At 51.9% G+C, this 26,381-nt stretch carries 25 protein-coding genes; 14 read left to right on the top strand and 11 right to left on the bottom strand.

The window, feature by feature from the left end; translation table 11 throughout:
• Positions 1 to 23 precede the first annotated feature (23 nt).
• The 4 genes from ACK3CJ_RS06005 to ACK3CJ_RS05990 form a co-directional block, all read right to left on the bottom strand.
• Positions 24 to 1,019, bottom strand: coding sequence for a virulence RhuM family protein (locus ACK3CJ_RS06005; protein ID WP_409525534.1), 996 nt, complete (start codon positions 1,017 to 1,019; stop codon positions 24 to 26).
• Positions 1,020 to 1,256: 237 nt separating this feature from the next.
• Positions 1,257 to 2,267, bottom strand: a complete 1,011-nt coding sequence (locus tag ACK3CJ_RS06000; protein ID WP_409525533.1) for an SH3 domain-containing protein — start codon at positions 2,265 to 2,267, stop codon at positions 1,257 to 1,259.
• Complete coding sequence (locus ACK3CJ_RS05995; protein WP_409525532.1) at positions 2,264 to 2,722, bottom strand: DUF5675 family protein; 459 nt, start codon at positions 2,720 to 2,722, stop codon at positions 2,264 to 2,266. Before ACK3CJ_RS05995 ends, ACK3CJ_RS06000 begins: the two co-directional genes overlap by 4 nt.
• 239 nt (positions 2,723 to 2,961) lie before the next feature.
• Positions 2,962 to 3,672, bottom strand: a complete 711-nt coding sequence (locus ACK3CJ_RS05990) for a hypothetical protein (protein ID WP_409525530.1) — start codon at positions 3,670 to 3,672, stop codon at positions 2,962 to 2,964.
• Between the two features lie 256 nt (positions 3,673 to 3,928).
• Between ACK3CJ_RS05990 and ACK3CJ_RS05985 the strand changes: the two genes are divergently transcribed.
• The 3 genes from ACK3CJ_RS05985 (at position 3,929) to ACK3CJ_RS05975 (ending at position 8,485) form a co-directional block, all read left to right on the top strand.
• Complete coding sequence (locus ACK3CJ_RS05985; protein ID WP_409525529.1) at positions 3,929 to 4,894, top strand: zinc-binding metallopeptidase family protein; 966 nt, start codon at positions 3,929 to 3,931, stop codon at positions 4,892 to 4,894.
• A 132-nt stretch (positions 4,895 to 5,026) separates the two neighbouring features.
• Entirely contained in the window at positions 5,027 to 6,334 is a 1,308-nt protein-coding gene (locus ACK3CJ_RS05980) for an ATP-grasp domain-containing protein (protein ID WP_409525527.1), read from the top strand.
• A gap of 177 nt (positions 6,335 to 6,511) precedes the next feature.
• Complete coding sequence (locus ACK3CJ_RS05975; RefSeq protein WP_409525526.1) at positions 6,512 to 8,485, top strand: hypothetical protein; 1,974 nt, start codon at positions 6,512 to 6,514, stop codon at positions 8,483 to 8,485.
• Positions 8,486 to 8,501: 16 nt separating this feature from the next.
• On the opposite strand, the gene ACK3CJ_RS05970 is transcribed toward ACK3CJ_RS05975, so the two are convergent.
• Positions 8,502 to 9,500 carry an MDR family oxidoreductase gene (locus ACK3CJ_RS05970; RefSeq protein ID WP_409525525.1) on the bottom strand — a complete coding sequence of 333 codons (999 nt, stop codon included), beginning with the start codon at positions 9,498 to 9,500 and terminating at the stop codon, positions 8,502 to 8,504.
• Between the two features lie 229 nt (positions 9,501 to 9,729).
• Between ACK3CJ_RS05970 and ACK3CJ_RS05965 the strand changes: the two genes are divergently transcribed.
• The 6 genes from ACK3CJ_RS05965 to ACK3CJ_RS05940 all read left to right on the top strand — a co-directional run bounded on the left by ACK3CJ_RS05965 (position 9,730) and on the right by ACK3CJ_RS05940 (position 15,800).
• Entirely contained in the window at positions 9,730 to 10,935 is a 1,206-nt protein-coding gene (locus tag ACK3CJ_RS05965; protein ID WP_409525524.1) for a CaiB/BaiF CoA transferase family protein, read from the top strand.
• 186 nt (positions 10,936 to 11,121) lie between these two features.
• Complete coding sequence (locus tag ACK3CJ_RS05960; protein WP_409525523.1) at positions 11,122 to 11,646, top strand: TRAP transporter small permease; 525 nt, start codon at positions 11,122 to 11,124, stop codon at positions 11,644 to 11,646.
• Positions 11,647 to 11,656: 10 nt separating this feature from the next.
• Positions 11,657 to 12,934, top strand: coding sequence for a TRAP transporter large permease (locus tag ACK3CJ_RS05955; RefSeq protein WP_409525521.1), 1,278 nt, complete (start codon positions 11,657 to 11,659; stop codon positions 12,932 to 12,934).
• Positions 12,935 to 12,984: 50 nt separating this feature from the next.
• Positions 12,985 to 14,007, top strand: coding sequence for a TRAP transporter substrate-binding protein (locus tag ACK3CJ_RS05950; RefSeq protein WP_409525520.1), 1,023 nt, complete (start codon positions 12,985 to 12,987; stop codon positions 14,005 to 14,007).
• Positions 14,008 to 14,142: 135 nt separating this feature from the next.
• Positions 14,143 to 14,727 carry a gluconokinase gene (locus tag ACK3CJ_RS05945; RefSeq protein ID WP_409525519.1) on the top strand — a complete coding sequence of 195 codons (585 nt, stop codon included), beginning with the start codon at positions 14,143 to 14,145 and terminating at the stop codon, positions 14,725 to 14,727.
• A gap of 41 nt (positions 14,728 to 14,768) precedes the next feature.
• A complete protein-coding gene (locus ACK3CJ_RS05940; protein ID WP_409525518.1) occupies positions 14,769 to 15,800 on the top strand; it encodes a LacI family DNA-binding transcriptional regulator in 1,032 nt (343 codons plus the stop codon).
• A gap of 119 nt (positions 15,801 to 15,919) precedes the next feature.
• Here the strand turns inward: ACK3CJ_RS05940 and ACK3CJ_RS05935 are convergent, their stop codons facing one another.
• From ACK3CJ_RS05935 to ACK3CJ_RS05910, 6 genes are all read right to left on the bottom strand, one after another.
• Positions 15,920 to 17,686: a PQQ-dependent methanol/ethanol family dehydrogenase gene (locus tag ACK3CJ_RS05935; protein ID WP_409525517.1), complete on the bottom strand. Its 1,767-nt coding sequence runs from the start codon at positions 17,684 to 17,686 to the stop codon at positions 15,920 to 15,922.
• A gap of 92 nt (positions 17,687 to 17,778) precedes the next feature.
• Entirely contained in the window at positions 17,779 to 18,747 is a 969-nt protein-coding gene (locus ACK3CJ_RS05930) for a quinoprotein relay system zinc metallohydrolase 1 (RefSeq protein WP_409525515.1), read from the bottom strand.
• A gap of 9 nt (positions 18,748 to 18,756) precedes the next feature.
• The gene (locus ACK3CJ_RS05925; RefSeq protein WP_409525514.1) at positions 18,757 to 19,608 is read right to left on the bottom strand and encodes a quinoprotein dehydrogenase-associated SoxYZ-like carrier; all 852 of its coding nucleotides are present in this window, start codon (positions 19,606 to 19,608) and stop codon (positions 18,757 to 18,759) included.
• The gene (locus ACK3CJ_RS05920; protein WP_409525513.1) at positions 19,598 to 20,533 is read right to left on the bottom strand and encodes a substrate-binding periplasmic protein; all 936 of its coding nucleotides are present in this window, start codon (positions 20,531 to 20,533) and stop codon (positions 19,598 to 19,600) included. Before ACK3CJ_RS05920 ends, ACK3CJ_RS05925 begins: the two co-directional genes overlap by 11 nt.
• Positions 20,523 to 20,966 carry a cytochrome c-550 PedF gene (gene pedF / locus ACK3CJ_RS05915; RefSeq protein WP_409525512.1) on the bottom strand — a complete coding sequence of 148 codons (444 nt, stop codon included), beginning with the start codon at positions 20,964 to 20,966 and terminating at the stop codon, positions 20,523 to 20,525. Before pedF ends, ACK3CJ_RS05920 begins: the two co-directional genes overlap by 11 nt.
• Positions 20,967 to 21,160: 194 nt before the next feature.
• The gene (locus ACK3CJ_RS05910; protein ID WP_409525511.1) at positions 21,161 to 21,625 is read right to left on the bottom strand and encodes a copper-binding protein; all 465 of its coding nucleotides are present in this window, start codon (positions 21,623 to 21,625) and stop codon (positions 21,161 to 21,163) included.
• A 196-nt stretch (positions 21,626 to 21,821) separates the two neighbouring features.
• Between ACK3CJ_RS05910 and ACK3CJ_RS05905 the strand changes: the two genes are divergently transcribed.
• The 5 genes from ACK3CJ_RS05905 (at position 21,822) to ACK3CJ_RS05885 (ending at position 26,356) form a co-directional block, all read left to right on the top strand.
• Positions 21,822 to 23,009: an ABC transporter substrate-binding protein gene (locus ACK3CJ_RS05905; RefSeq protein ID WP_409525510.1), complete on the top strand. Its 1,188-nt coding sequence runs from the start codon at positions 21,822 to 21,824 to the stop codon at positions 23,007 to 23,009.
• Between the two features lie 46 nt (positions 23,010 to 23,055).
• Positions 23,056 to 24,027 (top strand): YVTN family beta-propeller repeat protein, encoded by a 972-nt coding sequence (locus tag ACK3CJ_RS05900; protein ID WP_409525509.1) that lies wholly within the window; start codon positions 23,056 to 23,058, stop codon positions 24,025 to 24,027.
• A 12-nt stretch (positions 24,028 to 24,039) separates the two neighbouring features.
• On the top strand, positions 24,040 to 24,774 hold the full coding sequence (locus ACK3CJ_RS05895; protein WP_409525508.1) for an ABC transporter ATP-binding protein: 735 nt from the start codon (positions 24,040 to 24,042) through the stop codon (positions 24,772 to 24,774).
• On the top strand, positions 24,771 to 25,583 hold the full coding sequence (locus ACK3CJ_RS05890) for an ABC transporter permease (protein WP_409525507.1): 813 nt from the start codon (positions 24,771 to 24,773) through the stop codon (positions 25,581 to 25,583). The genes ACK3CJ_RS05895 and ACK3CJ_RS05890 overlap by 4 nt, the downstream gene beginning before the upstream one ends.
• A 215-nt stretch (positions 25,584 to 25,798) precedes the next feature.
• Positions 25,799 to 26,356, top strand: coding sequence for a rhodanese-like domain-containing protein (locus tag ACK3CJ_RS05885; protein WP_409525505.1), 558 nt, complete (start codon positions 25,799 to 25,801; stop codon positions 26,354 to 26,356).
• The last annotated feature ends 25 nt before the right edge of the window (positions 26,357 to 26,381 follow it).

Below are 26,381 nucleotides of genomic sequence, written 5' to 3'. Positions count from 1 at the left end.
TCATAATGAGATACCTGACAGGGCTACCTACCCCTGTGTTTGAGGTCTTGCTCCAGTTGCTCAATTTCCTTCAGGTCAGCCGCATCGGCTGCCACGGCCTCCGCAATACGCCGCTGCTGGTCGAAAACCTCATAACGTTCATGAGCGACCTTTTCCATGCTCTCTCGGCTGACCGAGCCAGCGCCCTCAAGAATGAGCTGGTCATTGAAGGCCAGCATCTTGTCGACGTTGTTGCGCCAGAAGTCCAGGGTCAGCTCCTTCTGTTGCTTCACCCGCAGCTCTGCCTGCTCCAGGAAGATCACCACCAGACGGTTGAGGGTGTCGATCTCATCCGCGGTCAGATAGTTTTTGGCAACGATTACGTCTTGCTTGCGTACCCGTGAGCCGCTCCAGTTGGTCAATGCCATATTAGGCTGACTGGGATCTGACCTCTTCAGGATCAACTCTGCGGCAGTGTGGCCAGTGGTAGCGTAGAGCAGCTTATTCTGTACCTCAGCAAAGAACTGAGCGGTCTCTCGCTCTCGGGCCTGGTAGTCGGAACTGAGGGTGAACAGATCGCGGACCTTCTGGTAGAAACGTTTTTCCGAAGCTCGTATGTCCCGGATGCGCTCCAGCAGCTCATCGAAGTAGTCCCAGCCACCGGGGTTTTTCAGGCGCTCGTCATCCATCACGAAGCCCTTGAGAAGAAACTCCTTTAGATGGGTACTGGCCCACTGACGGAACTGGATCCCCCTGGGTGAACGGACACGGTAGCCGATGGCCAGGACCAGGTCGAGGTTGTAGAGCTTGGTCCGGTAGTTCTTGCCATCTGCGGCAGTTGTCAAGGATTCCTTGACAACTGAATCCTGAAGTAACTCCCCGTCTTCAAATATGTTTTTGGCATGCAAGGAGACATTCTGCTTTGTGCTCTGAAACAGCTCGGCAATCTCTAGCTGGCTCAGCCAGATGCTGTCGGCTTCCACTCGAAGGTGAAGCTTAGTCCGGCCGTCATCTGTGGTATAGAGGATCAATTCGCTCATGCATTTGCCTTCCTTGCCTTGTTTTGCTTAGTCGTTATTCTGGTATACAGCTCGAACAGCTTTTTCAGCCGCTCAGTATCGTTCTTGAAGCGCCGCCCGATGAATTTTGCTTATCCGGAAGCGATTGAGCAAGCCCTGTTGCAGCTGGCAAAGCCCGTCCTGCAACCATACATTAGCTCAGGGGTCATTGAAGGTGCAGGTTTTCCTGCTCTGTTTTTCCTGCTCGATAGAGACTAATCAGTTAACAATCCATAAATCTTTAACTCGAACATATCCTTGTATTTCAGGATCACGATAGAGTCGGACCAAATACCAGTCCGCGTTGTAAGTGGAAATTTTCTCCACTATTGGTTCTGGGTCAGAAGCTTGCATGCGCGGCGCCATCACCACCTCAGACTTTTCGCTGGGTTGTGCATGTATTGAGGCCGCTGAGTCTAGTCTAAAGGTTTGCTGCCAAGGTACCCCAAGAAAAACCGCATCGGAGAGGTCATAAATCTCTGAATAAAAAGCATCGCCCTCTGGCCAAGGCTGAATGTCATCAACCTGGCCATACAAGAAAGTAGAGGCGGCGTCATGAAAGCTCACCACATCGATCAGTTTTACTCTGACAGGTATAGCCGCATAACCTTCACGATCTTGCATAAGCCCATCGCCCAGAGTTCCAAAGGGTTTGAGTAAGGCTTCAATTTTGGCTCTATCTCCCTCCTCCACGCCTCCATCAAGAAACAACGGCTCATCTTCAGGAAGTGAGTCGTAAATAAAGAATCGAACGGCTCGCCGGCTATCCTCCGCCAAAGTAATCAAGTCTTCGAGCATCGCGGCCGTGTTGGTATCTTGCGATCCTTGGGGATAAAAACGCAGATACAAAATCTTTTCTGGCTGAGCATCGATCAATCTGGTTTCCCAAGGGTCGTAGTACTGAATATCCCAATAGGCAAGTAGATGACCGTTCAGGGTAAATGGCTGCTCTACTAAATTGGTTGGCGACCGATCTAAACTCTCGACCCAGGCACGGTAAGTCAATTGCCCCAAATGCCTTGGCGCATTCCAACCCAAGTGCATGTTCAATACACTTGCCGTGGCCCAATCATCCATTGAGCGAAGACTACGCTCTTCCTCGCCTTGTTTTAGTCCTGCTTCTTGCGATAATCGATCAGTGCAGGCAGTCAGCATCAACAAAAGCCCTGCAAATAAAATTCGCTGAACGATGGAAATAACACCGGAACCTTTATAATATTTCATAATCATTGATACTCCGATCTCAGGATCAGACGCACATTTTCAATTCCGACGCGATTTAAATATTTTTTAAGCGCGATCAGAGCATTTCTACTATTGATTACCCTATCTTCCCCGTATGAATAACCGATTAGTAAACATCCATCCGAATTCCTGGGTTCGTTACCAACATGTATATAAATCCCTCTGCGCTCTGGAACTTGTGAATTATATAAATGAGGCAAAGGCAGATCTCTTCTCAGTCTTGTATTACCTGTTACGACTGCCCATTTCAGATTGAAATTTCCTTCTACAATTCGCTTTCGCTGTCCTTCTTCAATAGTATCAGGACCTTCAAGCTCCAAAAAATAACCATGATGTATTTCCCCTTCAAGGTGTAAAGCATCGGGGATGAAGAATTCGCTGATAGTAGATTGTTCGGTTTCCCATTTGCGGGTAACCAAAATCAAGTGATCCTTTGGCATATAGCGTCCTTGTAGCCTAATCCATGTTTGCAGTGGGCATGATGATATTCACGAAGGAAGGAAAAATCAAATTTCCCTCACTAGCCGATATGCGATACCAGACAGAGCTACTCGCCCTTGTGTTTGAGGTCATGTTCCAGTTGTTCGATTGTCTTCTAGTCAGCGGCGTCGGCGGCCTTGGCCTCCGCCCGAAGGTGGAGTTGAGTCCGAGCGTCATCTGTGGCTAGTGGATCAATGGTTTAAGCTTGCTCATCTTGATCAATCTGATCAACATAAATCTCAGCTTCAAATTCAGCGAGTTCCAGTATATCTTCAAGCCAAAAGCTGGAACTGGTAACAAAAAATTCACGAGACAAACTATCCTTCGACAACTCTTCCATTAGCCATATAATACCTTCCGCTTCAGGGAATTCTTCACCGGCAATTTGATCAGAGTACAAACGATTTAGAGTGACATTTTCACCCATTCCCTTTGCCAATAGTCGAACCATCGATGCTTTAGCGGCATGATCAAAAAGAGTTAAATCTTCACTATCTTTTGCTATCACCTTCAGTGTTAATTGTACGCCAGTAGGTTGCGGAAAAATGCCATTGTAAGCTGATCTCAATAGGCTGTATGCGTTAAAAAGACGATGATGACAAAGCAAATCTGAAAACTGCTCCCACATTTTATCCTCTGGTAAATCATGAGCTAACTGCTCAATTTTACCTTCAGTGAGCTCTTCATCGGAAAACAGATAACTGAGGACGACCTTCGCAGCCTCAGAAGGTTCAAGCTCATTTAAGGACATGTAGCACATATCTTTTATGTCTTTTTCATTCAAATCTTCTAAACCTTCGTCCAAACCTATTTCACCCAGCAGAGCTTTGTAATCAGCTGTAGTCCAAGTATTAGGGATTTCATTAATAGTTTTGCAATCAACGATTTGAACAATAAAATTTTTAGTCATTTTGTCTCCATACTCAGCTTAATATCATGCACAGCGATCGGAACGAGATACTGAAATGAACTAACCGACTCCTTTATCAGCAGAACAGAGTTTAGCTTCAAAATATTCACAAACTGAGAGGTATCATTTTCAGAGTAACATGTTTTTTTAAGCAATACTTACTGCAAAATATAATAGGCATTTATACAGGCAGGTAGTTTTCCTGCCGAAAAGGGTATAGGTTGACGTCTACTTCGCAGTCGGTAAGGAGCCTTATATGTATGCATTTACCAACCCAGTGGGTTCCGGGACTCTCTGGTTTCACAATCTTACAACCGCTGAAGGTACTCCCGTCGCTTATGATCCTCAGGCACGAGCGTTCATTCCTGTACCACCCTTCTGCGCCAACCGCGAGATCATTGGTTGCAACTGGATTGCACCCGAGGAAGGTGCCTTTTGCCGCTCCTGCGCCATGACTCGACTTGCTCCCGACCCAGGGCTTCCCAACGCGATATCGAATTGGGCAGACACCGAAGCCGCAAAACGCTGGGCGCTCGATAACTTAGGTCGCTGGCATTGGTTCAGACCTGAAGACTCAGGAACACGCCCGATTTTTCATATGCTGGCTGATGGGCTTACACCTGCCGGAATGGGCCATGGCGATGGTGTTATCACGATTAGTGTTTCCGAAGCAGATCCTGTAGTTCGAGTCACTCGCAGAGAGGCACTAGATGAACCCTATCGGACTATGATAGGCCACATGCGTCATGAAATTGCTCATATGTTATGGTGGCGATTGAGCTTACGAGAAGACTTTTTGAATGCGTTTCGAGAAATATTTGGCGACGAACGAACCGACTATACGGCCGCACTGCAAAAGCACTATCATCAAGGTCCTCCCAAAGACTGGGAACTGTTTTATTTGACCAGCTATGCATCGGCTCATCCTCATGAAGACTGGGCTGAAACGGCTGCGCATCTTTTACACTTAACGGACATTGCCGATAGCTTTGTTTCCACAGGATTAAAATCTCCTGAGCTTCCTATACATAACTGGGATCCATATTCTGAGCCTGATTGTGGTTTACTAGTTCACGTAGCGGTAACACTGGCAATTCGTATCAATCATATTAACCGATCAATGGGTTTATCAGATATATATCCATTCGTTTTATCTGAAGTTGCTCATCGAAAACTAGCCTTTGTGCACAATTGGTTACGTCGCGGGACATTCGGTTATTGATGAGTAAAATAGTGCATAAATTTGATTTATCAAACTTTTGAACTATGCTTAATGGTTCTATTGGCTAAATTTAATATAAAATATTTTAGCCAATGTAATACGCGTAAAAGAAAATCGACTGGAGAACGCTTAATGTCAAATATGAGTAAAGCTGAATTACCTCAAGAAATACTGACTTGGCGTGACCCCACTCTTGATTCAGTGAAAGGAACTGAAACCACGAAGGATCCAGAAAAAGGCTACATTGCTTTGCTTGGCTGGAGTGTTAATGCGATTAAAGCAGCACAAAAATTTGATCGCCGATATATCGTCGTTGCACCCGAATGGGCAGCCGATTTCTGTGCAGCTAATAACATTCCGTTCATTCCATGGAATTTTATTAAGTTGAATGATAGATCTATGGAGATTGCTGAAAGACTCAAAGCGGAAGGTGTCGATATTGCGATACCGCTATTTGAAGAAACCGTTGAGTGGTCTGGCGCAATTAACTCAGTGCTTCTTGACAATCCTCGCATGTATGGTCAATCAATTTTATTCCGTGATAAAGCCTTGATGAAGCGTCGTGCTCAGCTTGGTGGCATTCGTGTTGGCATCTTTGAAGAAGCGCATGAAAAAGAGGATATTGTTCGCTTTATGAAGCGTGTTAATCAAACCCTTCTTAAGCTCGATGGCGACCCAGATGACCCTATTCATGTCAAAGCTTTCGATAAAGCTGGCTGCCTTGGTCATCGGATGATTCGTAAAATAGAAGAAATTGACAGCATTCCGCTAGAAGAATATCCACTGTTGATGGAAAGTCATCTTGACGGCTGGGAATTTGCTGTTGAAGCCTGGATCCACAATGGCAAAATAAAATTCCTTAATATTTCGGAATACGTCACGCTAGGTTACTCAGTATTCGTACCAGCCACGGAGGAACTTGAAAGCTGGCGCAATGCGATTACCAAGCAAATTGAACTGTTGATTAAAACATTCGATATTCAATTTGGTTTGATTCACCCAGAGTACTTTGTGACTGCCGACGGTGAAATGTACTTTGGCGAAGTGGCTTATCGCCCACCTGGTTTTAAAGCATTTGAGTTGATCGAAAGAGCTTACGGTTTTAATGCGTACCAAGCTTCAATGCTGGTTTTTGATCCCAAAAGCACTCCAGAAGAAGTTGATAACTTCTTCCCACGGGAGGTGGTCGATGCAAAGGGTTATGCCGGCTGCTTTGGTGTGTACCCAAGACGTCGCGTTGTTAGCAAACTGGAAATTCCTCCAGAAACCACTGAGCATCCCTATTTCGAATCTCACGAGTTAGTAGCACCAGCAGAAGAAACTGTACCTGATCGCTCAGCCTTTGGTACTCATTGGGGCTTGGTGTTCTTCTTTGGTGAAGACCCCATCAAAATGCGAGATCTATTAAAAGCTCAAGAAGAATTAGACTTCTACGTTTAAGATTTTTTCTAGCAATCCCCTTTTAATAGCGCTTAATTCAGGGCTTTGAGAATTTTCAAAGCCCACTCTTTACTTGGTCGCGATATGATGCAGATGAAATGAAGCGTTTACTCAAGCATCAAAAGGATCTTGATTTTATGTATAATAACGCACCGCCAGTTATTAAAGGATGAGCATGTGAGTCATGGTATTGAAAAACTTGAGGCTTTATTGCAAAAGCTAGACGCTGATACTGAACGTCTGATGCAAGCACCTGAATGTGCTAAGTATGACAAACTACCAGCGATGTTAGATCTTGTCAGAAGAGTCCTGTTACAACCCAATGGCTGCGCAGTACTGGAGGATAGAGCCGAAAAGATAGAAGCAGCAGGTATCTTTGCTGGTTCAGACTGGCAAACGCCTCAAATTTTAGTACCTTCCTTAACAACTCATTCACTACAAAGTGCTGATGCCAATTTGCTTACGATAGAAGCACTGAGTGAAATTCGTCTTTTAGCGGTGGCGATGGGCAGGTATAAGCATGCCTTGATATCAGCTGAGCAGGCTCATCATTTCCTGACACAGGTCATGGCCATTAATTTGGTATTACTCTTTACGCCACCGAGCGAAGCCGAACGAGAAACACAAGGAAGTCTCGCGCAGATCCCAAGATTATTGTTTGAGTACCTGGCCAACCGCATCGGCTATGAACATGTCATTGACCAATTAATTGATGAAATCTGGCGTATCTTACAACAGCGTCCAATTCAAGTTGATGCGATCAAGCACATGATTACCCAGATTGCGATCTGCCAACATAACCCAGACATAGATTTAGGTTCGAGCGGTCAAGGCGCTGCTCGACTAGTCAGCAGTCTGTATGGCACAACTCAAGCCTGTCGGGAAGATCCAGGTGTAGCTGTCTACCAAGACAGACTGTTGAGTATGGACAATCAAGCTCTGCAATCAGAAGCCACTGGGTTTGCCAGAGCGATGCATGACACCGGTCTGGTATCTCCCTATCATGCTATCCTGTTGCGTCACTTACTAACGGTTGATGACTACTTGTTGATTGAGGCACTGGGATTGTCCTCAACTGGTCGTGACTGCTTCATGTGCTTCCGCCAGTTGATACAGGCCTTAATTCGCCAAGTCATTATGCCTGCAACCGCTCAAGGCATTTACGGCCTTGCTTTAATGCTGGAACGGGGAATCCTATATCAATCCCCTGTTCCACCTGCACTTTGGCGGCAATTGGGACTTACACTCTGTGATGAGGCCCAAAATCGCTTAAATTTAGCCTTCGGCGCTCAAGTGTCCGCTAATGCACGCTTGCTAGAGGGTGTGCTTTGTATTCTTGGCCAGCCCTTAGGCGTTGGCCAAGGAAACAACCCCACCTGCCAGTCTGCACGCGCCTTGTCTATGTGGGCATATAATGATCCTGATTATTTATTGCAAATGCTGGTTTGGGCGGCCAGGGATAACGAAGTGATAATGCATTTTGAAGGCCAATCGATCTCTTCACGAGAATGCCAGACAGGTGTTGCACATGATTTACCCATCGATCTGGATCCGGTTTCGCTATTACTGGTGCCTCATTTAGACCGCATCTATGCCGAAATGGGACGTCGTTGTATTGGTCGAGAAGGCGATCCACACCGCTGGGTTAACCCTGAGTTCCATGGCTGGTGGTCTGGTCGCGGCTTCAGCATCAATCTAGACATCACAACGGGACTATTTCATGATCTAGACCAATTTATCCGATCTTTCTATGCCTGTTACCATCCCTACTTCAATGGCAACCAACCGTTGATTCATCCGCAGCCTGTCGGTATCGCGATTACAAACTCAGCTGCGCGTTTCATTGGCTGGCATGCTATCACCCTTTTACGAATCGGACTCGACCCTGAAGATGTCATGCGGGTATATTTTTATAATCCTAATAATGACAGTGGCCAGAACTGGGGGGATGGAGTTGTCGTCAGCACATCAGGTAAAGGGGAGCGCTTTGGAGAATCATCCTTGCCCTTTGCACAATTCACTTCGCGTTTATATATCTTTCATTATGATCCACTCGAGGGTGGAGTGTTGGCGAAAGTGCCTCAAGATGAGTTGGACGAAGTGCAGGGATATATTCAACGCAGTTGGGGAATCAATAGATACGCGCCTTGAGATAAGGCGCGTTTCTTTAATCCTGAAGATTCACCACCACTCGTCCCTGTACCTGACCTTTCAGTATCTGAGCAGCCTTTTCCGGCACGCCCTCCAATACCACCTCTTCGATCATCCCCTCCAACACCTGGGCTGGCAGATCACGACCCAACCTTTGCCAGGCCACCTGACGTTGAGCCAGCGGGCACATCACCGAATCCACGCCCTGCAGCCGAACATTACGCAGGATAAAAGGCATCACCGAGGTCGGCAATTGATAGCCACCGGCCAGGCCACACGCAGCGATCGTGGCGCCATAATGTGCCTCCGCCAGTACCCGCGCCAGTATCGGGCCACCCACGGTATCCACTGCACCTGCCCAACGTTGCTTCTCCAGCGGCCGGCTTGGCTGCTGCATTTCATCACGGGAGATGATCTCGCTGGCACCCAACTCACGCAGATAAGCATGTGTCGACTCGCGCCCGGTTACTGCCGTCACCTGATAGCCAGCCCGTGCTAACAGAGCCACCGCAACGCTGCCTACACCACCGGCAGCTCCGGTTACAACCACCGGCCCCTGATCAGGAGTGACACCGCCAGCCTCGAGCGCCATCACACAAAGCATCGCTGTAAAACCCGCCGTGCCGATCGCCATCGCCTGTCGTGCAGTCATCCCGTCGGGCAGCGGCACCAGCCATTCGGGCTTCACACGTTGCAGTTGTGCATAGCCACCCCAGAAGCGCTCCCCCACTCCCCAGCCGGTCAGCACCACGGCATCGCCGGGCTTGAACGCATCACTGCGCGATTCCACCACACGGCCGGCCAGATCGATCCCCGGCACCAGCGGCCAGCTCAACACAACCTTGCCGGTACCTGTCACTGCCAGGCCATCCTTGTAGTTGAGGCTGGAGTAATCCACAGCGACCAGCACCTCCTCATCCGGCAGATCACTCTGGGTCAGCTGTTTGATGTTGGCCAGTGTTTTGCCCTCGGCATTCTGCTCCAGCAGTAGAGCCTTGAAAGTATCGTTACTCATGCTTACCTCTTATTCTGAATCGCATAAAAGAGCGAAGGGTGGTCGCTGACATTCCAGTAGTGAGAAATTGCCGACTACAACCCTGTGTTGTAGGATCGAATCGGACGAGCCGCTCATAACATTTTTTGATGTATCCAATTGTTGCTCAACAGCTCATCAATATGAACTGTTTCATCCATAAAAACAAAAAACACCATATCTCACATATGTGCGAAAACAGGAACAGAGTATGAACGTCCCTCACTCCCGCGACCTTCCCTTGAAAGATCTCAAGGTGCTCGAACTCGGCCAACTGATCGCCGGTCCCTTTTCCACCAAGCTGCTGGGCGAGTTCGGTGCCGATGTGATCAAGATCGAGCCGCCCGGAACGGGTGACCCTTTGCGCAAATGGCGCATTCTGGAGGAAGGAACCTCGCTCTGGTGGCATGTCCAATCGCGCAACAAGCGCTCCGTATCACTGGATCTTCGCACCCCCGAAGGTCAGGAACTGGTGCGCAAACTGGCCAGCGAGGCGGATATTCTGGTTGAGAACTTCCGCCCCGGTACTCTGGAGGAGTGGGGACTGGGCTGGGATGTTCTTTCCGAAGCCAACCCTGGGCTGATCATGGCGCGCATCTCCGGCTACGGCCAGACCGGCCCCTATCGGGACAAACCCGGCTTCGGCGTGATTGGTGAGGCAATGGGCGGGCTGCGTTACCTGACCGGCTACCCGGACCAGCCATCGGTCAGAGTCGGTGTCAGCATCGGGGACTCCCTGTCGGCTCTCTATGCCGTCATCGGCATTCTGCTGGCTTTGCAGGAGCGCCAGCGCAGCGGACTGGGTCAGGTGATCGATGTTGCTCTGTATGAGTCAGTCTTTGCAATGATGGAAAGTCTGCTGCCCGAATATGATGCCCAACAGGTGATTCGTGAGCCAGGAGGCAGCGCCTTGCCGGGTATCACTCCGTCCAATGCCTATCGTTGTCAGGATGGCGATTATGTTCTGATCGCCGGTAATGGCGACAGCATCTTCAAACGCCTGATGCAGGTGATCGGTCGCTCGGATCTGGCCGAGGATGAACGCTTCGCACATAACGACGGGCGCACCCAACATGCTCAACTGATTGATGATGCCATCGAGTCCTGGACGCTGGAGCGTCCGCGGCAGGAGATTCTGGATACTTTAGATGGTGTCAGAGTGCCGGTCGGGTTTCCTTACACCGCTGCCGATATCGCGAAGGATGTGCACTTCTTAGCGCGTGAGATGATCCAGACTATCACCCGACCCAATGGCAAGCCGCTCAAGGTACCCGGCGTGCTGCCCAAACTCAGCGCCACCCCGGGCAGGATAGGCAATGCAGGCCCGGCACTCGGACAGCATACCGATGAGGTTCTGGATGAGCTTGGCATTGATCAGGCAACACGCGATAAGTTGCGCAAGGCTGGAATTATCTAAGCGATACACTCCATGACAGGAAGATCACCAGATATTGGAATTACAACAAAAATGTTAGCGCTAACATTTTTTTCATCAAACCGTTGACATCTTATCTCTATGGAACTACTTTTAGCCTAACGAATTAGCTGACAGATACTTTTATGTATAAATGTTAGCGCTATCAATAAAAATAAGAGAACCACAATGACTGACACCTCTCATCAGAAGCCCCCCGCGTCTCTGATACGTCGCGCCGCCGAAGCGATGCTGGCACTGAGCATGTTCGGCATGGTCTGCGCTGTTTTCCTTAATGTTGTCCTGCGCTATCTATTCAACTCTGGCCTGTCCGGTTATGAAGAGATCGCCCGCCTGCTGTTTGTCTGGCTGGTCTGTGTTGGTTCGATTCTGGCCAGTGCCGACAAAGAGCATCTGGTGTTTGATCTGCTGGTCACCCGCCTGCCCCGCAAGGCACAGATCATCTGTCTGTGGACAGGGCGTGTGTTGGTCCTGGCCGTTCTCTGTCTGCTGATCAGCGGTGCCTGGGATCAGGTGATGGTCGGCATCAACAGCCGCAGCCCGGTGCTGGGCTATCCGCTCGGGCTGGCCGCCGGTGCCATCCTGCTGATGGCCGCCTGCATGCTGCTGCTTCTGCTGCGTGAAAGCTGGCAGACCCTGCGTGGCGCAGAGCTGACCACCACATCATCTGCAACCGATTCTGCACGGCATTGAGGAACTGATCATGGCTATCGCAATTTTTCTGGTCGTACTCTTCAGCGCCATGAGCATCGGCATCCCCATCGCTTTCGCGTTGATGATGACGGCTGTTGCGCTGATGTATCACCTCGACTTTTTCAATGCACAACTGCTGGCACAGAATGTTCAGGCAGGTTTTGACAACTTCCCGCTGCTGGCAGTGCCCTTTTTCGTACTGGCCGGTGAGTTGATGACCGCTGGTGGGCTGTCACAGCGTATCGTCGATCTGGCACGTGCTTTCTTCGGCCATGTCAAAGGCGGGCTGGGTTATGTCGCGATAGGCGCATCAGTGCTGCTGGCATCAATGAGTGGTTCGGCGATTGCCGATTCTGCCGCTCTGGCAACGCTTTTGCTGCCGATGATGCGGCGCCAGAACTATCCTGCAGGCAGCAGCGCCGGCCTGATCGCGTCCGGCGGTATCATCGGCCCGATCATTCCACCCTCCATGCCCTTTATTATCTATGGTGTCACGACCAATACGTCGATCAGTCAGCTGTTTCTGGCCGGTATCGTACCCGGAATCCTGATGGCTGCTGCAATAGCAGTGGCCTGGGGCTGGATCGTGCGCGACAAGAATCTGCCGGTGGCAGAGAAACAGAGCTGGCATGACCGTCGGCTGGTGCTGCGCCGCAGTATCTGGGCCCTGCTGCTGCCGATCATCATTATCGGCGGACTGCGCGGCGGCATCTTCACACCGACGGAAGCCGCCGTGGTTGCAGCCGTTTATGCCCTGATCATCACCACGCTGGTGTACCGCGAGCTGAATCTGGCTGGTGTCTATCAGGTGCTGGTACGCGCCTCCAAGACCACCTCTGTGGTGATGTTTCTGGCCGGGGCGGCGATGGCCTCCTCCTACATGATCACGCTGGCGGATCTTCCCAATCAGTTGATTGAGCTGTTCGGCCCGATCCTGGATAAGCCCATGCTGTTCATGCTGGCTGTCGTGCTCTTCCTGCTGGTGATCGGCATGGTGATGGATCTGACGCCATCCATCCTGATTCTGGCTCCGGTTCTGGCACCGATGGCTGCCGCAGCCGGTGTCGATCCGGTCTATTTCGGGCTGATGTTCATCATGGCTGGCTGTGTCGGATTGATCACACCGCCGGTGGGCACCGTGCTGAATGTGGTGTCCGGCGTTGGCAAGATGCCTATGGAATCGGTGGTGCGCGGCGTGCTGCCGTTCATCACCGCTTATATCGTGCTGCTGGGACTGCTGATCCTGTTCCCGCAGATCGTTATCTGGCCACTGCAGTGGCTGTCATGATCCACAAACCGAAAACTGACAACACATCTGAATAAAATGAGGAATCAATAATGAAAATAAAAACTCTGTTCATCGCCTGCCTGGCTGGCCTCTGTGTAGCAACCACTGTCAGCGCGGATATCCAGTCGCGTCAGATACGTTTCGGCTATGGTCTGAATGAAAACTCCAACCAGGGCCGCGCCACCAAACTGTTTGCTGAAGAGGTGGGACGTCTGTCGGATGGCAAGCTGCGCATCCGCCCCTTCGGTGGTGCCACACTGGGCTCCGATGTGCAGATGCAGCAGGCGCTGCTCGGTGGCGCGCAGGAGATGATGGTCGGATCCACCGCAACGCTGGTCGGTATCGTGCCCGAGATGGCGATCTGGGATACCCCTTTTCTGTTCAACAGTGCCGAAGAGGCAGACGTGATTCTGGATGGCCCTGTCGGACAACAGGTCATGGATAAACTGGAAGAGAAAGGGTTGATCGGTCTGGTCTACTGGGAAAACGGTTTTCGCAACCTGACCAACAGCCGCCGTCCGGTGGAGACGCTGGAAGATCTGGATGGCATACGTCTGCGTGTGATGCAGAACAATGTCTTCCTCGACAGCTTTAAAACACTGGGGGCCAACGCTGTCCCAATGGCCTTTTCAGAACTCTTCACTGCGCTGGAAACCCGCACCGTCGATGGTCAGGAAAATCCTTACAACACCATTCTCTCCAGTAAGTTCTATGAGGTTCAGGAGTATCTGACCGTTACCAACCATGTCTACAGCCCCTGGATTGTACTGGTGAGCCAGCGATTCTGGGATCGTCTGTCTCAGGTAGAGCGCGACATTCTGCTCGAAGCGGCCATCACGGCACGTGACTTTGAGCGTCAGGACACCCGTGAAGAAGCAGCCCGCGCACTGAGCGAACTTCAGGAAAAAGGCATGAAGGTGAATGAGTTGGGCAGTGATGAGGTCGAGCGTATGCGTGCCCAGTTGACTGACGTCAATCAGAGTATCGCCGAAGCTGTTGGCATGGATCTGTGGAACAGCCTGCAGCAGGCACTGGCAGAAGCCAGAGCAGGCAATAGCATGAGCAGCAACTGATATCTGACTGAGCAAACAGTACACAGTCAGAGCACCGGTTAACTCTGTAGCTCTATTAACTCTGTAAGCCATGTCACCATGGATTGGCCCTGAAGCACTGCCGCTTCAGGGTCCTTTTTCCGAGCTGAACTGAAGATGATAAAAACGAATATCGTTGTAATGGGCGTGTGCGGTTCGGGCAAAAGCACCCTTGCCGAGCATCTGGCAACCCGTCTTGGTGGCGTGTTTCTGGAAGGTGATCGATATCACTCGCCGGAGAATGTGCGCAAGATGACCGCTGGCACGCCTCTGAATGATCAGGATCGAATCCCCTGGCTGCAAACGCTTGCCGAACAGATCCAGCGACATACACAAGCGGATCAACAGTGTATTCTGGCCTGTTCAAGCCTGAAACGTATCTATCGGGACCAGTTGCGCCAACAGGCTGGTGATCTACTGTTCATCTATCTACAAGGTGATGAGGCCACCCTCAGAAACCGAATGCAGTCCCGTCAGGGGCACTATATGAACATTGCACTGCTGCAGACTCAGCTCAATGACCTTGAAGAACCAGGTCCTGAAGAGCACTGCCTGACCTTGTCGATCAATCAATCAATTGATGAGATGCTTACCGGTATTCTGCAATGGCTGCAGAATCAACACACTACACTCACACCCGGGATGTCGGTAGAATCATTCACCGAGCGCTCTGGCGCTGATCAGCATAAAGGCAAGCCATGACGGCTGGCTAAACAGGACTATCGCGGATGAGGGCAGCGCGGATGAAGACAGCGGGGAAAATTGGCCATCGTGGTAAGGGCCGCGCCAGACTTGAAGATGTCGCCCAGCGCGTAGGCGTCAGCGCCATCACGGTTTCACGCGCACTTAACGACCCCGACAAAGTCTCCCCCGCCCTGCGCGAACGCATCCGTGCTGCGATTCTTGAAACCGGCTATGTCCCCAATCGTGCCGCCCGCTCACTGGCCAGCAATGCCACTCAGACACTGGCGGTGATCATCCCGTCAGTCTCCAACGCCGTATTCAGCAATGTGATCAAGGGGATCTATGATGTCTGTACTCCCCGCAACTACGACATGCTGATCGGCAACACCTACTACTCGCTGCAGCAGGAAGAGAGTCTGATCGAGAAGTTTCTGACGCATATGCCCGATGGTTTTATCATCACCGGGCTTGAGATGACGGAGGAAACGGAGCAGCGCCTGAGAATGAGCGGCCTGCCGATCGTACAGATGATGGAAACCGATACCCGACCGCCGCTGGATATGTGCGTCGGCATCTCGCACTTTGATGCCGGTGCCGCCATGGCAGACTATCTGATTGATCAGGGGTATCAGCAGATCAGCGTTATCGCCTCACAGTTGGATGAGCGTACCCAGCATCGTATTCAAGGCTTCAGTCATCGATTGCGCGAGCGCCGCCCCGACGCACCGGAACAGATCATCGCCAACCCGAAACCCTCCTCTGTTCAGCTAGGTGGACAGCTACTGGCTGAACTGCTGGTGCGTTACCCGGATACCGACGCCGTTTTCTGCTGTAACGATGACCTTGCCTATGGCGCCATCTATGAGTGCCAGCGCCGCCATCTGCGCATGCCACAGCAAATCGCCATCAGCGGTTTCAACGATCTGGAGCAGTCGGCCTGTATCAACCCCTCGCTCACTTCCATATCCATTCCACTTTATGAGATGGGCAAGACGGCCGCCGAGATGATGTTGAAGCGACTTAAAGGGGAGCAACCGGAACCGGCAATTGTGGATCTGGGGTTCAAACTGATGCGAAGAGAGAGTGCCTAACTGGCAACCGCTCCTGTGTTGCCAGCATACCGTCCATCTCTGGACATAAAAAAACCGGGTTGAGTCGCCTCAACCCGGAAAAGGGAGCTTATGAGTCCAAGTCCGAGTGCGGCGGCACTTTATTCATAAGCTTTGGGTAGCTTGAAGGTAAACACCATGCCACCCTGATTGAAGTGACTCACACGCTGAGCCACCTCGCCCCCCCACAGAGGAACTGCTCCACCCCAGCCGGATACGATGGAGACATACTGCTCATCATCCATCTCCCAGGTGATGGGCGTACCGACAATGCCGGAGCCGGTATTGAATCGATACAGCATCTCACCACTGAGGGCATCAAACGCCATCAGATAACCTTCCGGGTTGCCGGTAAAGACCAGGTTAGACTTGGTTGTCATGACACCACCCCACAGTGGCGCGTAGTTGTTATAGCGCCACACCTCTTCACCGGTGCGGGGATCAACGGCGCGCAGCACGCCGATATAGTCTTCATTGATCGGACGGATGGTGAAGCCAGCCCCAAGATAAGCCGCCCCTTTACGATAGGAGACATCTTCGTTCCAGATATCCATCTCCCACTCATTGGAGGGGATATAGAATAAGCCGGTTTCCTGACTGTAGGCCATTGGCATCCAGTTTTTACCCCCCAGGAATGCTGGTGCAGTGGTCACAGTCTTACCCTGGCTTTCACCGGTTTCAGCAGGATTACCGGGGCGGTTTTCCGGAACATAGACAGGGCGACCATTTTCATCCAGCCCACTTGCCCAGGTGATCTTGTCAACAAACGGGAAGCCGCGGATAAACTTGCCATCCTCACGATTCAGCACATAGAAGAAGCCGTTTCGATCCGCTGTAGCAACAGCCTTGATCAACTGACCATTATCTTCATACTCGAAGGGGATCACCTCGTTCACACCATCATAATCCCAGCCATCATTTGGTGTGGTCTGGAAGGACCAGACGATCTCACCGGTATCCGGATTGAGTGCCAACCGAGAGGAGGAGTAGAGGTTATCACCCGGGCGCATATGTGAGTTCCAGGGAGCAGGGTTACCAGCACCAAAGAACAGCAGATTGGTATCCGGATCATAGGTACCGCCCAGCCAGGTGGCCGCACCGCCTGTTTTCCACAGATCGCCTGGCCAGGTCTGACCTGCCTCACCTCCGCTGATACCCATCTCAACCTTCTCGCCATCCTTCCAGATATAGCCCATATGGCCTTCAAGGGTAGGACGGGTCCAGACCAGATTGCCGGTCATGGCATCATATGCCTCAACCTTGCCGATTACCCCGAACTCGCCGCCGGCCACACCGGTGATCACCTTGCCATTCACTACCAGAGGCGCTGCCGTGATTGAATAGCCCTCCTGATAATCGGCAACGGTTTTACGCCAGACAACACGTCCGGTATCCTTATCCAGTGCCACCAACCGCGCATCCAGCGTGCCGAAGATCACCAGGTTGTCATAAACGGCCACACCACGATTGATCACATCACAACAGGGCATGATGCCATCCGGCAGGCGAGCATTGTATTCCCAGAGTTCATCACCGGTACGGGCGTCAACTGCAAAAACGCGCGAATAAGAGGCCGAGACATACATCACACCATCCACTACAACTGGCTGTGATTCCTGACCACGCTGTTTTTCGCCACCAAAGGACAGGGTCCAGACAGGTCTCAGATCCTCAATATTATCTGCATTGAGACGAGTCAGTGGGCTGAATCGCTGTTTTTGCATTCCCATGCCATCCGTGACAACACGATCGGTGGTCATATGATCATTGAGCAGGTCTTCATCCGTGACAGCCTGCGCCTGCAGACTGAACGTCATCGCTGTCACCAGCGCGGTCAGTGCAAAATATTTAACATGGCATCGTTTCATTTTAATCACCTTTAACGAACGCTATTATTATTTTTCCGGATAGACGCAGAAGTTGTCCCATTCTTGATCAGTGACCCGTCAGGAAACATTCATCACTTGTGCCGGATTTCTAGTGCATTGGTAGTAAGACTGCTCAGCACAGCCTCTTCATAATCGCGATAGAGATGGGACACACTGCGCGCCAACTCTTCGCGAACCAGATCCATGCCGATAAAGCGCTCCGGCACAGGCAGGTTCATCACCTCGGTACTGGTCAGTCCCAAGGCAGCGGATTCCATAAGCGTCTGATGCAGCCAGCTCAGATAGTCGGCCGTCTGATCCAGCGCGCGGGCATCATCCGCGACGTCGCCATGCCCCGGTACCAACAGACTGAACTGCATGGCCATGAGCTGCCTGATATCTTCAAGCCAGACCTCAAGATCAGGGGTGTCGGGTGTGGTAGGGGCGCGACCGTAAAACGCCAGATCGAACGCAAAAAGAACGCCGGTGGTCTCATCCAGAATCACCAGATCAGCGGCATCACCGCTGTGACCTGAAAAAGCCATCAACCTCAAACGATGACCGCCGATCTCCATCATGCCGGGTGTCAGGATCTGATCCGGCACTCTTACCTCAGTGCCGCGCATCCAGTCACCGACCATGCGATACAGATTCTCAGCATAGCCATCCCCACGCGCTGCAATCAGCTGCTGCGTGGCAGGCAAAGCCAGGATCGGCAGCTCATCAAATGCCTGATTACCAAAAAAATGATCCGGATGGTGATGACTGTTGAATACCTTGATGACTGGCTGATCCGTGACCTTTGCAATCACCTCTCGCAGCGCTTCGCCATAGCGTTTCGACGACCCTGTATCCAGCACCAGCACCCCGGCATCAGTCGTGATAAAAGCCACATTCACGATATCGCCACCATTACTGCGGCTGAAATCCTCGGTAGTGCCGGTGATCAGCCAGGTGTTCGGCGCAATCTGTCGAGGCTCAAACTGATACTCCAACGCCGGTACAAACGTGGAATAGAGCGCCAGCAAGAGCAGCAGAAAGAACGTGAGTGAATTTCGCATCATGCCTCCTCAGAACACCTGTCTGAACTCATTGCCATCGTTATCACGCAGCCAGAGGGTATAGGCTCCGCCACTGAGGTGGCTGTCGAAGGTGATCAGAGGGTTTTCAGAAACAGCCGGTGACAGCGACATGCGGATCAGCACCTCGTTCTCATCTCCTCGCAATTCAAGCTGTTCCAGGTAAAAACTGGGGATATTCGCGACCAGACCGGAGTCCATGGGATGCATCACTCTGAAGCGATAACGCTCTATAGACGCTTGTGTTGGCTCTTGTGTTGGCTCTTGTGTATGCAGCGATGGCCGTTCGAAACGCCCCGCACTGATATCGCCAAGTCGGCTCAACCAGTCATCCTCCATACGGGTCATGCTGGGTAGTGTGCACCCGCCCCCGGCTGCATCAACAAAACCGGTTCCCACCCGCCACTCCCCGGATGCAAGCTGGACCGCCGCACGGACCGGAGTGCTCTGCTGTACTTTGAACGGCAAGGCCACCAGCGGCACAATGCCGGGCTCCGGGTGATAGGTGAAAATATGCTGGATCGGATTGTAGTCGGCCCAGGCGATGATCTGCACCACCTCCTGCCCCAGCGCACTGGCGTCCACCAGCAACGGGACCTGCATGGAATCTTCAGCAAAGATTGGCAACTCAACTCTGATGCGATCATCAAACTGATAGGCGGCATCACCCAGAAACAGCTTGCGGGTGTAATCCCACATCACACTGTTTGTGCTGTCGTCTGCACTGCTGATGGTCGACAGACTCATCAGCATCAGAAATGCCAGACACAGACATAGACGACGGCGGATACTGAAGTGAATCGCCATGGCACACCTCATCAGATTGATTACGTCAGAAATCATGGAAGGCTGGCTTCTGATAGGTCAGCCCATAGCGGCTGTAAATCTCAGCCAGCTCACCACTGAGCACCATCGGCTCCAGAATGCCTTCAACCAGATACCCCAACTGTCGATCCGCTTCTCGCACAGCGATACCGATATCCCAGTGAAGTTTGCCCATGGCCGGGAAGGTGGTCTCAGCCAATTGATAACGATCATCTCCGTGCTGTTGCAACAGCCATTCCATCTCAGCGCGCATCCCCAGCATCGCTGCCACTTCACCCGTGGTCATCGCCTCAAATGTCTGACCAGGCGTTCGGAAATGTTTAACCTGATGGCGCAGGTTGCCGTTAAAGGCCGAGGTCAGCATGAACGCAGGCACTGTCTCCATCTCCACCCCCACCGGGTGATACTGAAAGACTGCCAGCGTGCGTACCTGCTCAAGACGCTCACGATCATGCGCCAGCTTCCAGGTCTCCTGCTGGTAAGGTGCCATCATCACGATCAGGTCGTTCTGGTAGGCATAGACACCATCTCCGATATAGCCACGGGCGTAGTTGAAATCCCGGTCGTAGGGTACCCGTAGCATCAGGTCTGCCACCTTCTTGCCAGACAAACGCTCATGCTTGTGCTCATGATCCAAGACATGCCCACGCCACAGATAATTGCGCAGATCATCACCGAGATCCTCATCCGGTATCATCCAGAAGAGCTCAAGCTCCAGATCCATCTGATCCGCAATATGCTGCGCGATATCGACATCCACACCGGATGCTTCACCCGACTCATTGATGAACGAATAAGGAGGAAAATCCTGATACACCGCCACGCGCAGATACCCTGATGCCATCAGATCATCAAAAGGGCGAGCAGATATCTGAGCTGACAGCAGCAGGCACAGCCCCGACAGCAGTGCCATATAGCGAATGAGCTGGCGTTTAATAACCATGGCTCACAGTCTCCAGCCAGGTACGAATCGCCCAGACCGCTTCCTGATCCATATAATCGGCCATACGCGGCATATACACCCGGCCATCACGCACCGCACCTTCGCGTACGCGATAGATGAACCAGTCGTCCCCCTCTATGCCACTTTCCAACTCACGCAGATCCGGCGCGATACCACCCGAAATCGCTTCCAGGCCGTGACAACGTGCACAGTTCTGGTTATAGGCAGAAGCACCCACTTTGACCGCAGCCTCATGCTCGGGATGTTCGGGTTTATACGGGTTCTCTTCCAGCCAGTCATCACCCAGCGGCGTCAGACCCTTGGTTTCGACCGCCTGTGGTGTGACATCGCCATGCGCCAACACAAGCCCTGACACAAGCGCCGCAACAGCAGTTGCCGCCATTAATCCGGAGTTTTTAATCAGTAGACTCATCACTATCACCCATTTTTAGATTTATTAACTCAATAGAGTCGAGACACACATGCATCGCATGTTCATATTAAAATAATGGTCAAATAACATCCGGACTGTAATTAACCATTTGATCGATTATTCCTGTACTTAAGTACTAGAGTTATGGCATTAATTATTCAGCACATAACTCTGTCTAAAAAATCATGAGCAGATCACTCAACGATAAACATACCGGTCATACCGCGCTCTTCATGGCCTTTTACATAAAAAGGAAATTCTCCGCTGCGTATCGGTACAAAAAAGATCTCAGCCTCACCCGCTTCCTCAAACTCCAACTCGCTCAGACCCAATCCCTTGATCTCCACACCACCGGCCTCAACCTTGCGGATATAGATGCTACTGAAGAACCCAGGCGCCTGCAGGGCGTACTCTTTAAGGCCTGATGCCTGCACTTTCAGACGATAAGACTTACCGGTTTCGAGGCGGTATTCGGTTGGCTCCATGAAGTAATCGAGCAACTCCGTTTCAGTCAGCTTACCCAAAGTCAGCTCGGGCAGACGATCCGGACGCTGAGTCAGATCACCTGCAGACTGGGCAGGAGCAGACAACATGATAGACAGAGTTAAAACCGACAGAGATAACGCTGCCTTTCCTGAACAGGATGAGGGAAATGACATGAGATAATCCTCTTTATATTATTTTTAAATAATCACCCCTTCAGATTAATAGAATCGATTTATGCAGATAATGGGACTTAAGAACTAAATAATTACTACTTTATTAACATTCAATATGGATCCATCACTGGATAGCATGGAGGTGGAAGATAAGATCACCTCAAAAGATCAGATGAAAGATAGGTCAGGTGAAATAATGAACACAATAATAAAATATCTGCATAAGACCACACTGTTAACCTGCTTGCTGGCTGCTACCTGCATATCCCCACAGCTAGTGGCTGACGAACTGGAGGTGCGCATTGCCTATCTCGGCTTTCTGCCTGACACAGGCCCACTGCTGTCCAACAGTTTTCCCGAGCCGGAGGACAGGGGATTGCGCGGTGCTGAAGTCGCCATTAAGGATAACAATGCAACCGGACGCTTTCTGAAGCACCGCTACCAGCTTGACGCACTGCAAAGCGATGACGCCACTGAGATTCTTGAAACGGCAACACGCCTGCATGAGGAGGGCGTCCGCTTCTTTGTCGCTAACCTGCCAACAGATCAGTTGCGCAGTCTGCAGGCGGCTCTGAGCCCCGAGACCCTGATTTTCAACTCAGGCAGCAAAGACGATGCATTGCGCGTGGATCAGTGCATTCCCGGCATGCTGCATACCCTGCCCTCCCGCGCCATGCTGACCGACGCCTTGGCACAGTGGCTGGTCAGTCGCCGCTGGAACAAGTGGTTACTGGTAACAGGTCAGCAGCCTGAGGATCAGGCCTATGCCGCGGCCGTTAAACGGGCTGCCGATCGTTTCGGGGGCAGAATCGTTGATGAAAAAGCCTGGAGCTTTGATACCGATCTACGCCGTACCGCACAACAGGAGTTACCGATGTTCACCCGTGCGGGTGATTATGACGTGGTCATCGTGGCAGATGAACAAGGCCACTTCGGCGAATATCTGCTGTATAACACCTGGCTTCCCCGCCCGATTGCCGGCACTCAGGGGATGATGCCGGTCGCCTGGCACAAAGCCGTAGAGGCCTGGGGCGCCGCGCAGTTGCATAGCCGCTTTGAAGCACATGCCGATCGCTGGATGAACGAGTTGGATTACGCCAGTTGGGCCGGTGTGCGCAGCGTTGGTGAAGCAATCACCAATCTGCGCAGCACTGACCCGGTCGAGGTTCGTGCCTTTATTCTGTCCGATAAATTTCAACTGGCTGGCTTCAAGGGTCGTCGACTTGAATTCCGGGGCTGGAGCGGCCAGTTGAAACAGCCCATCCCGCTGGTACATCCGAGAGCACTGGTTTCTCAATCCCCTCAGGAGGGATTCCTGCACCCGATCACCGATCTGGACACTCTGGGCTATGACGCGCCAGAGAGCCAATGCGCGGTCAATTAAATGCTAACCCAAGCCACAAACCGACAATAAAAAACGGGAGAAGAACATGTTCAAAAAGAAACTACTGCCTGGAATCGTATCCAGTGCATTGCTGTTCAGCAGCTCACTTTTCGCCGGTACTGCGTTCATATCCAATGAGCGCGACAATACCATTTCGGTCATCGATACGAATAAATGGGAAGTAACCAACACCTTCGAAGTTGGCATGCGCCCTCGCGGCATTCTGATGAGCAGCGATTACAGCAAGCTGTATGTGTGCGCCAGTGACTCAGACCGCGTTGAGGTTTACGATGCCAAGACATTCGCACTCATCAAGGATCTGCCCTCAGGAGACGATCCGGAACAGTTTGCGCTGCATCCGAATGATCGCTTGCTGTTTATCGCTAATGAGGATGACGATATTGTCTCGGTGATCGATGTTGAATCCAACCAGGTACTGGCACAGGTCGAGGTCGGGATTGAGCCGGAAGGAATGGGTGTCAGCCCGGATGGTCGCTGGGCGGTCAACACCAGCGAAACAACCAATATGCTGCACTGGATCGATACCGAGACCCTTGAGTTGGTGGATAACACGCTGATTGATCAGCGCCCTCGGCATGTTGAGTTCTCCCACGATTCCAAGTTCCTCTGGGCCTCCGCAGAGATAGGTGGCACCGTCACCCTCTATGATGTGGAAACACGCTCAGAAGTGCACAAAATAAACTTCGAAATCAAGGGAGTGCACCCCGATCGCATTCAGCCGGTCGGCATCCAACTGACACAGGATGGTCGCTATGCCTTTGTCGCGCTGGGCCCGGCCAACCACGTAGCCGTCGTCAATGCACAAACCTACGAGGTGATTGATTATCTGCTGGTAGGCCGACGCGTCTGGGGGGTAGGATTAACACCAGATGATAAGTTCGTCATCTCCACTAACGGCGTCAGTGGGGATGTGTCCATCATTGATGTGGAAAAGCTTGAGGTGATCAAAACACTGCAGGTGGGTCGCTACCCCTGGGGTGTAGTTGCAGCACCCTGACAGGACGACACCATGAGCATCGCGATCAAAGGGTTGAGCTTCAGTTATGGTAAGCGTCAGGCATTGAAGGATCTTGACTTCAGCCTGCCGGATGGCAGCTTCACGGCGCTGCTGGGCCCCAATGGTGCCGGAAAGACCACTCTGCTGTCTTTGCTGACACGCCTGTTGGGATTGCAGCAAGGAGAGGTCAGGATCAATCAGGTGGATCTGAAACGCCAACCTCGCCTGCTGATGCAGCAACTGGGCGTGGTCTTTCAGCAGAGTACGCTGGATCTTGATCTGACGGTGCTGCAAAACCTGCAGTACCATGCCGCCCTGCATGGTATCCCCCCGAAGGAAGCCAGGCAGCGTGCCGAAGCCGAGATGGCGCGCTGGCAACTGAGTGAGCGTTTGCATGATCGTGTCAGGCAGCTCAATGGTGGCCACCGCCGACGGGTTGAGATAGCACGAGCGCTGTTGCACCGCCCTTCGGTTCTGTTGCTGGATGAAGCAACAAGCGGGCTGGACACGCGTGCGCGCATCGATCTGAACCGACATGTCCGTCATCTGTGTCATGAGCAGCAACTGACAGTCCTCTGGACCACTCATCTGATTGAGGAGATATCTGCAAATGATCAGGTGCTGATTCTGCATCAGGGATCTCTGCTGGCCAACGCTTCGGCTGAAAAAATCTGCCAGCAGACCGGCACGTCTGAACTGAACAGTGCATTTGAAAAGATCACCGGTTTGCAGCAGGAGACAACATGAATACTCGCGCCTGGTTTATCTCCTTCAATGGTATTCTGCGCCGTGAGTTTCAGCGCTTTATTCAACAGCGCTCACGTTTTCTCAGTGCTCTGGTGCGCCCGCTGCTGTGGCTGGTGGTCTTTGCGGCCGGATTTCGTGCGGCACTGGGACTGTCGATCATCCCGCCCTATCAGACCTACATCACCTATGAGACCTACATCCTTCCTGGCCTGATGTGCATGATTCTGCTGTTCAATGGCATGCAGAGTGCGTTGTCGATGGTGTATGACCGGGAGATGGGCAGTATGCGGGTGCTGCTGATGAGCCCGCTGCCACGCAGTTGGCTGCTGCTGTGCAAGTTGATTTCAATCGCCCTGATCTCGCTGCTGCAGGTTTATGCATTTCTGGCGATCGCCCTGATGATGAATATTCGCCTGCCTTACACCGGCTTGCTCACAGTGATGCCAACACTGCTGCTGACCTCCATACTGCTGGGTGCAATCGGCCTGTTTCTCTCCTCCCGGATACGCTATCTGGAAAACTTTGCCGGCGTGATGAATTTTGTCATTTTCCCGATGTTTTTCATCTCCTCGGCCCTCTATCCGCTGTGGCGGATGCGTGAAAGCAGCGAGTGGCTGTACTGGGTATGTCTGTTCAACCCCTTCACCCATGCCGTAGAACTGGTGCGCCATGCACTCTACCTGCAACTGAACGTACAGGCGCTGATCATCACCCTGCTGACCACCCTTTTCTTCTGTGTGCTTGCCGTGCTCGGCTTTCGCCCAGAGAAGGTCGTCGCGTCATCCCCCGTAAAGCCCCCACCCGACTGACCCGGTGGATATACGACTTTGGTGCTTGTTTTTTTCGTCGATGGTCCTATTTCACCAGCGACAGATCTCGCGTGTAATAGCGGAACAGGCAATAAGAGGAGTCGTGGACCATGTCACATCATCCAGACACCTGTTTGCTCACGTTTGCATATCAGACTATGTATCAAGCTATGTATCAAGCTATGTATGGCGTGAGATGCTGGGGAGCTGGAGCAATGACGCTCCTGTTGCTGATAGCAGCCCCGTGCCTGGCCGACGACAATCTGCCGCGTTTTTCTGCCGAGGGCTACCGCATCAGTCTCTATCGCAGCCCGACACCTGAAGCGGCTGAGGGTGGTGCACGCATCAGCACCGAGCAACTTCATCTGCTGTTGCAGACCCAGCCCAGTACCCTGCTGATTGATGTACAGCCGACCACCTGGCGTGATGGCACTTTCATCTACACGGCGCCCCGCCAGACGCTTCCGGGCAGTCTCTGGCTACCGAATGTCGGCTGGGGATTCACGGAAGATCACTGGATAGAATACTTTGCCGGACACCTGTATCAGTCGACCCAGGCCAACCGTGAACACCCTGTAGTGATCTACTGCACGGCTGATTGTTGGATGTCCTGGAATGCGGTCAAACGGGCCGCTGAATGGGGTTACACGCAACTCTACTGGTACAGAGAAGGAAGCGATGGATGGCTTGAAGCAGGATTACCCCTGCAGGCGGTTCACCCCGAACCTTTATCTGCAGATGTCTTATTAACCGCAACCGGAGAGATACCCTGACGCGCCTGCCTGCAATAATGAAGCA

Source organism: Nitrincola salilacus (assembly GCF_046271865.1).
GTDB lineage: Bacteria > Pseudomonadota > Gammaproteobacteria > Pseudomonadales > Balneatricaceae > Nitrincola > Nitrincola salilacus.
The sequence above is the reverse complement of the archived record's forward strand: the minus strand, read 5'-3'. Positions and strand labels throughout refer to the sequence as shown.

Bases quoted from the DNA above. Each gene is read 5' to 3' on its own strand.
- ACK3CJ_RS05930 (WP_409525515.1), bottom strand. From the start codon at position 18,747: ATGCGAAATTCACTCACGTTCTTTCTGCTGCTCTTGCTGGCGCTCTAT.
- ACK3CJ_RS05925 (WP_409525514.1), bottom strand. From the start codon at position 19,608: ATGATTTCTGACGTAATCAATCTGATGAGGTGTGCCATGGCGATTCAC.
- pedF (WP_409525512.1), bottom strand. From the start codon at position 20,966: ATGAGTCTACTGATTAAAAACTCCGGATTAATGGCGGCAACTGCTGTT.
- ACK3CJ_RS05900 (WP_409525509.1), top strand. From the start codon at position 23,056: ATGTTCAAAAAGAAACTACTGCCTGGAATCGTATCCAGTGCATTGCTG.
- ACK3CJ_RS05905 (WP_409525510.1), top strand. From the start codon at position 21,822: ATGAACACAATAATAAAATATCTGCATAAGACCACACTGTTAACCTGC.
- ACK3CJ_RS05950 (WP_409525520.1), top strand. From the start codon at position 12,985: ATGAAAATAAAAACTCTGTTCATCGCCTGCCTGGCTGGCCTCTGTGTA.
- ACK3CJ_RS05885 (WP_409525505.1), top strand. From the start codon at position 25,799: ATGACGCTCCTGTTGCTGATAGCAGCCCCGTGCCTGGCCGACGACAAT.
- ACK3CJ_RS05890 (WP_409525507.1), top strand. From the start codon at position 24,771: ATGAATACTCGCGCCTGGTTTATCTCCTTCAATGGTATTCTGCGCCGT.
- ACK3CJ_RS05895 (WP_409525508.1), top strand. From the start codon at position 24,040: ATGAGCATCGCGATCAAAGGGTTGAGCTTCAGTTATGGTAAGCGTCAG.
- ACK3CJ_RS05990 (WP_409525530.1), bottom strand. From the start codon at position 3,672: ATGACTAAAAATTTTATTGTTCAAATCGTTGATTGCAAAACTATTAAT.
- ACK3CJ_RS05940 (WP_409525518.1), top strand. From the start codon at position 14,769: ATGAAGACAGCGGGGAAAATTGGCCATCGTGGTAAGGGCCGCGCCAGA.
- ACK3CJ_RS05960 (WP_409525523.1), top strand. From the start codon at position 11,122: ATGACTGACACCTCTCATCAGAAGCCCCCCGCGTCTCTGATACGTCGC.
- ACK3CJ_RS05970 (WP_409525525.1), bottom strand. From the start codon at position 9,500: ATGAGTAACGATACTTTCAAGGCTCTACTGCTGGAGCAGAATGCCGAG.
- ACK3CJ_RS05965 (WP_409525524.1), top strand. From the start codon at position 9,730: ATGAACGTCCCTCACTCCCGCGACCTTCCCTTGAAAGATCTCAAGGTG.
- ACK3CJ_RS05920 (WP_409525513.1), bottom strand. From the start codon at position 20,533: ATGGTTATTAAACGCCAGCTCATTCGCTATATGGCACTGCTGTCGGGG.
- ACK3CJ_RS05980 (WP_409525527.1), top strand. From the start codon at position 5,027: ATGTCAAATATGAGTAAAGCTGAATTACCTCAAGAAATACTGACTTGG.
- ACK3CJ_RS05935 (WP_409525517.1), bottom strand. From the start codon at position 17,686: ATGAAACGATGCCATGTTAAATATTTTGCACTGACCGCGCTGGTGACA.
- ACK3CJ_RS05985 (WP_409525529.1), top strand. From the start codon at position 3,929: ATGTATGCATTTACCAACCCAGTGGGTTCCGGGACTCTCTGGTTTCAC.
- ACK3CJ_RS06000 (WP_409525533.1), bottom strand. From the start codon at position 2,267: ATGATTATGAAATATTATAAAGGTTCCGGTGTTATTTCCATCGTTCAG.
- ACK3CJ_RS05945 (WP_409525519.1), top strand. From the start codon at position 14,143: ATGATAAAAACGAATATCGTTGTAATGGGCGTGTGCGGTTCGGGCAAA.
- ACK3CJ_RS05910 (WP_409525511.1), bottom strand. From the start codon at position 21,625: ATGTCATTTCCCTCATCCTGTTCAGGAAAGGCAGCGTTATCTCTGTCG.
- ACK3CJ_RS05955 (WP_409525521.1), top strand. From the start codon at position 11,657: ATGGCTATCGCAATTTTTCTGGTCGTACTCTTCAGCGCCATGAGCATC.
- ACK3CJ_RS06005 (WP_409525534.1), bottom strand. From the start codon at position 1,019: ATGAGCGAATTGATCCTCTATACCACAGATGACGGCCGGACTAAGCTT.
- ACK3CJ_RS05995 (WP_409525532.1), bottom strand. From the start codon at position 2,722: ATGCCAAAGGATCACTTGATTTTGGTTACCCGCAAATGGGAAACCGAA.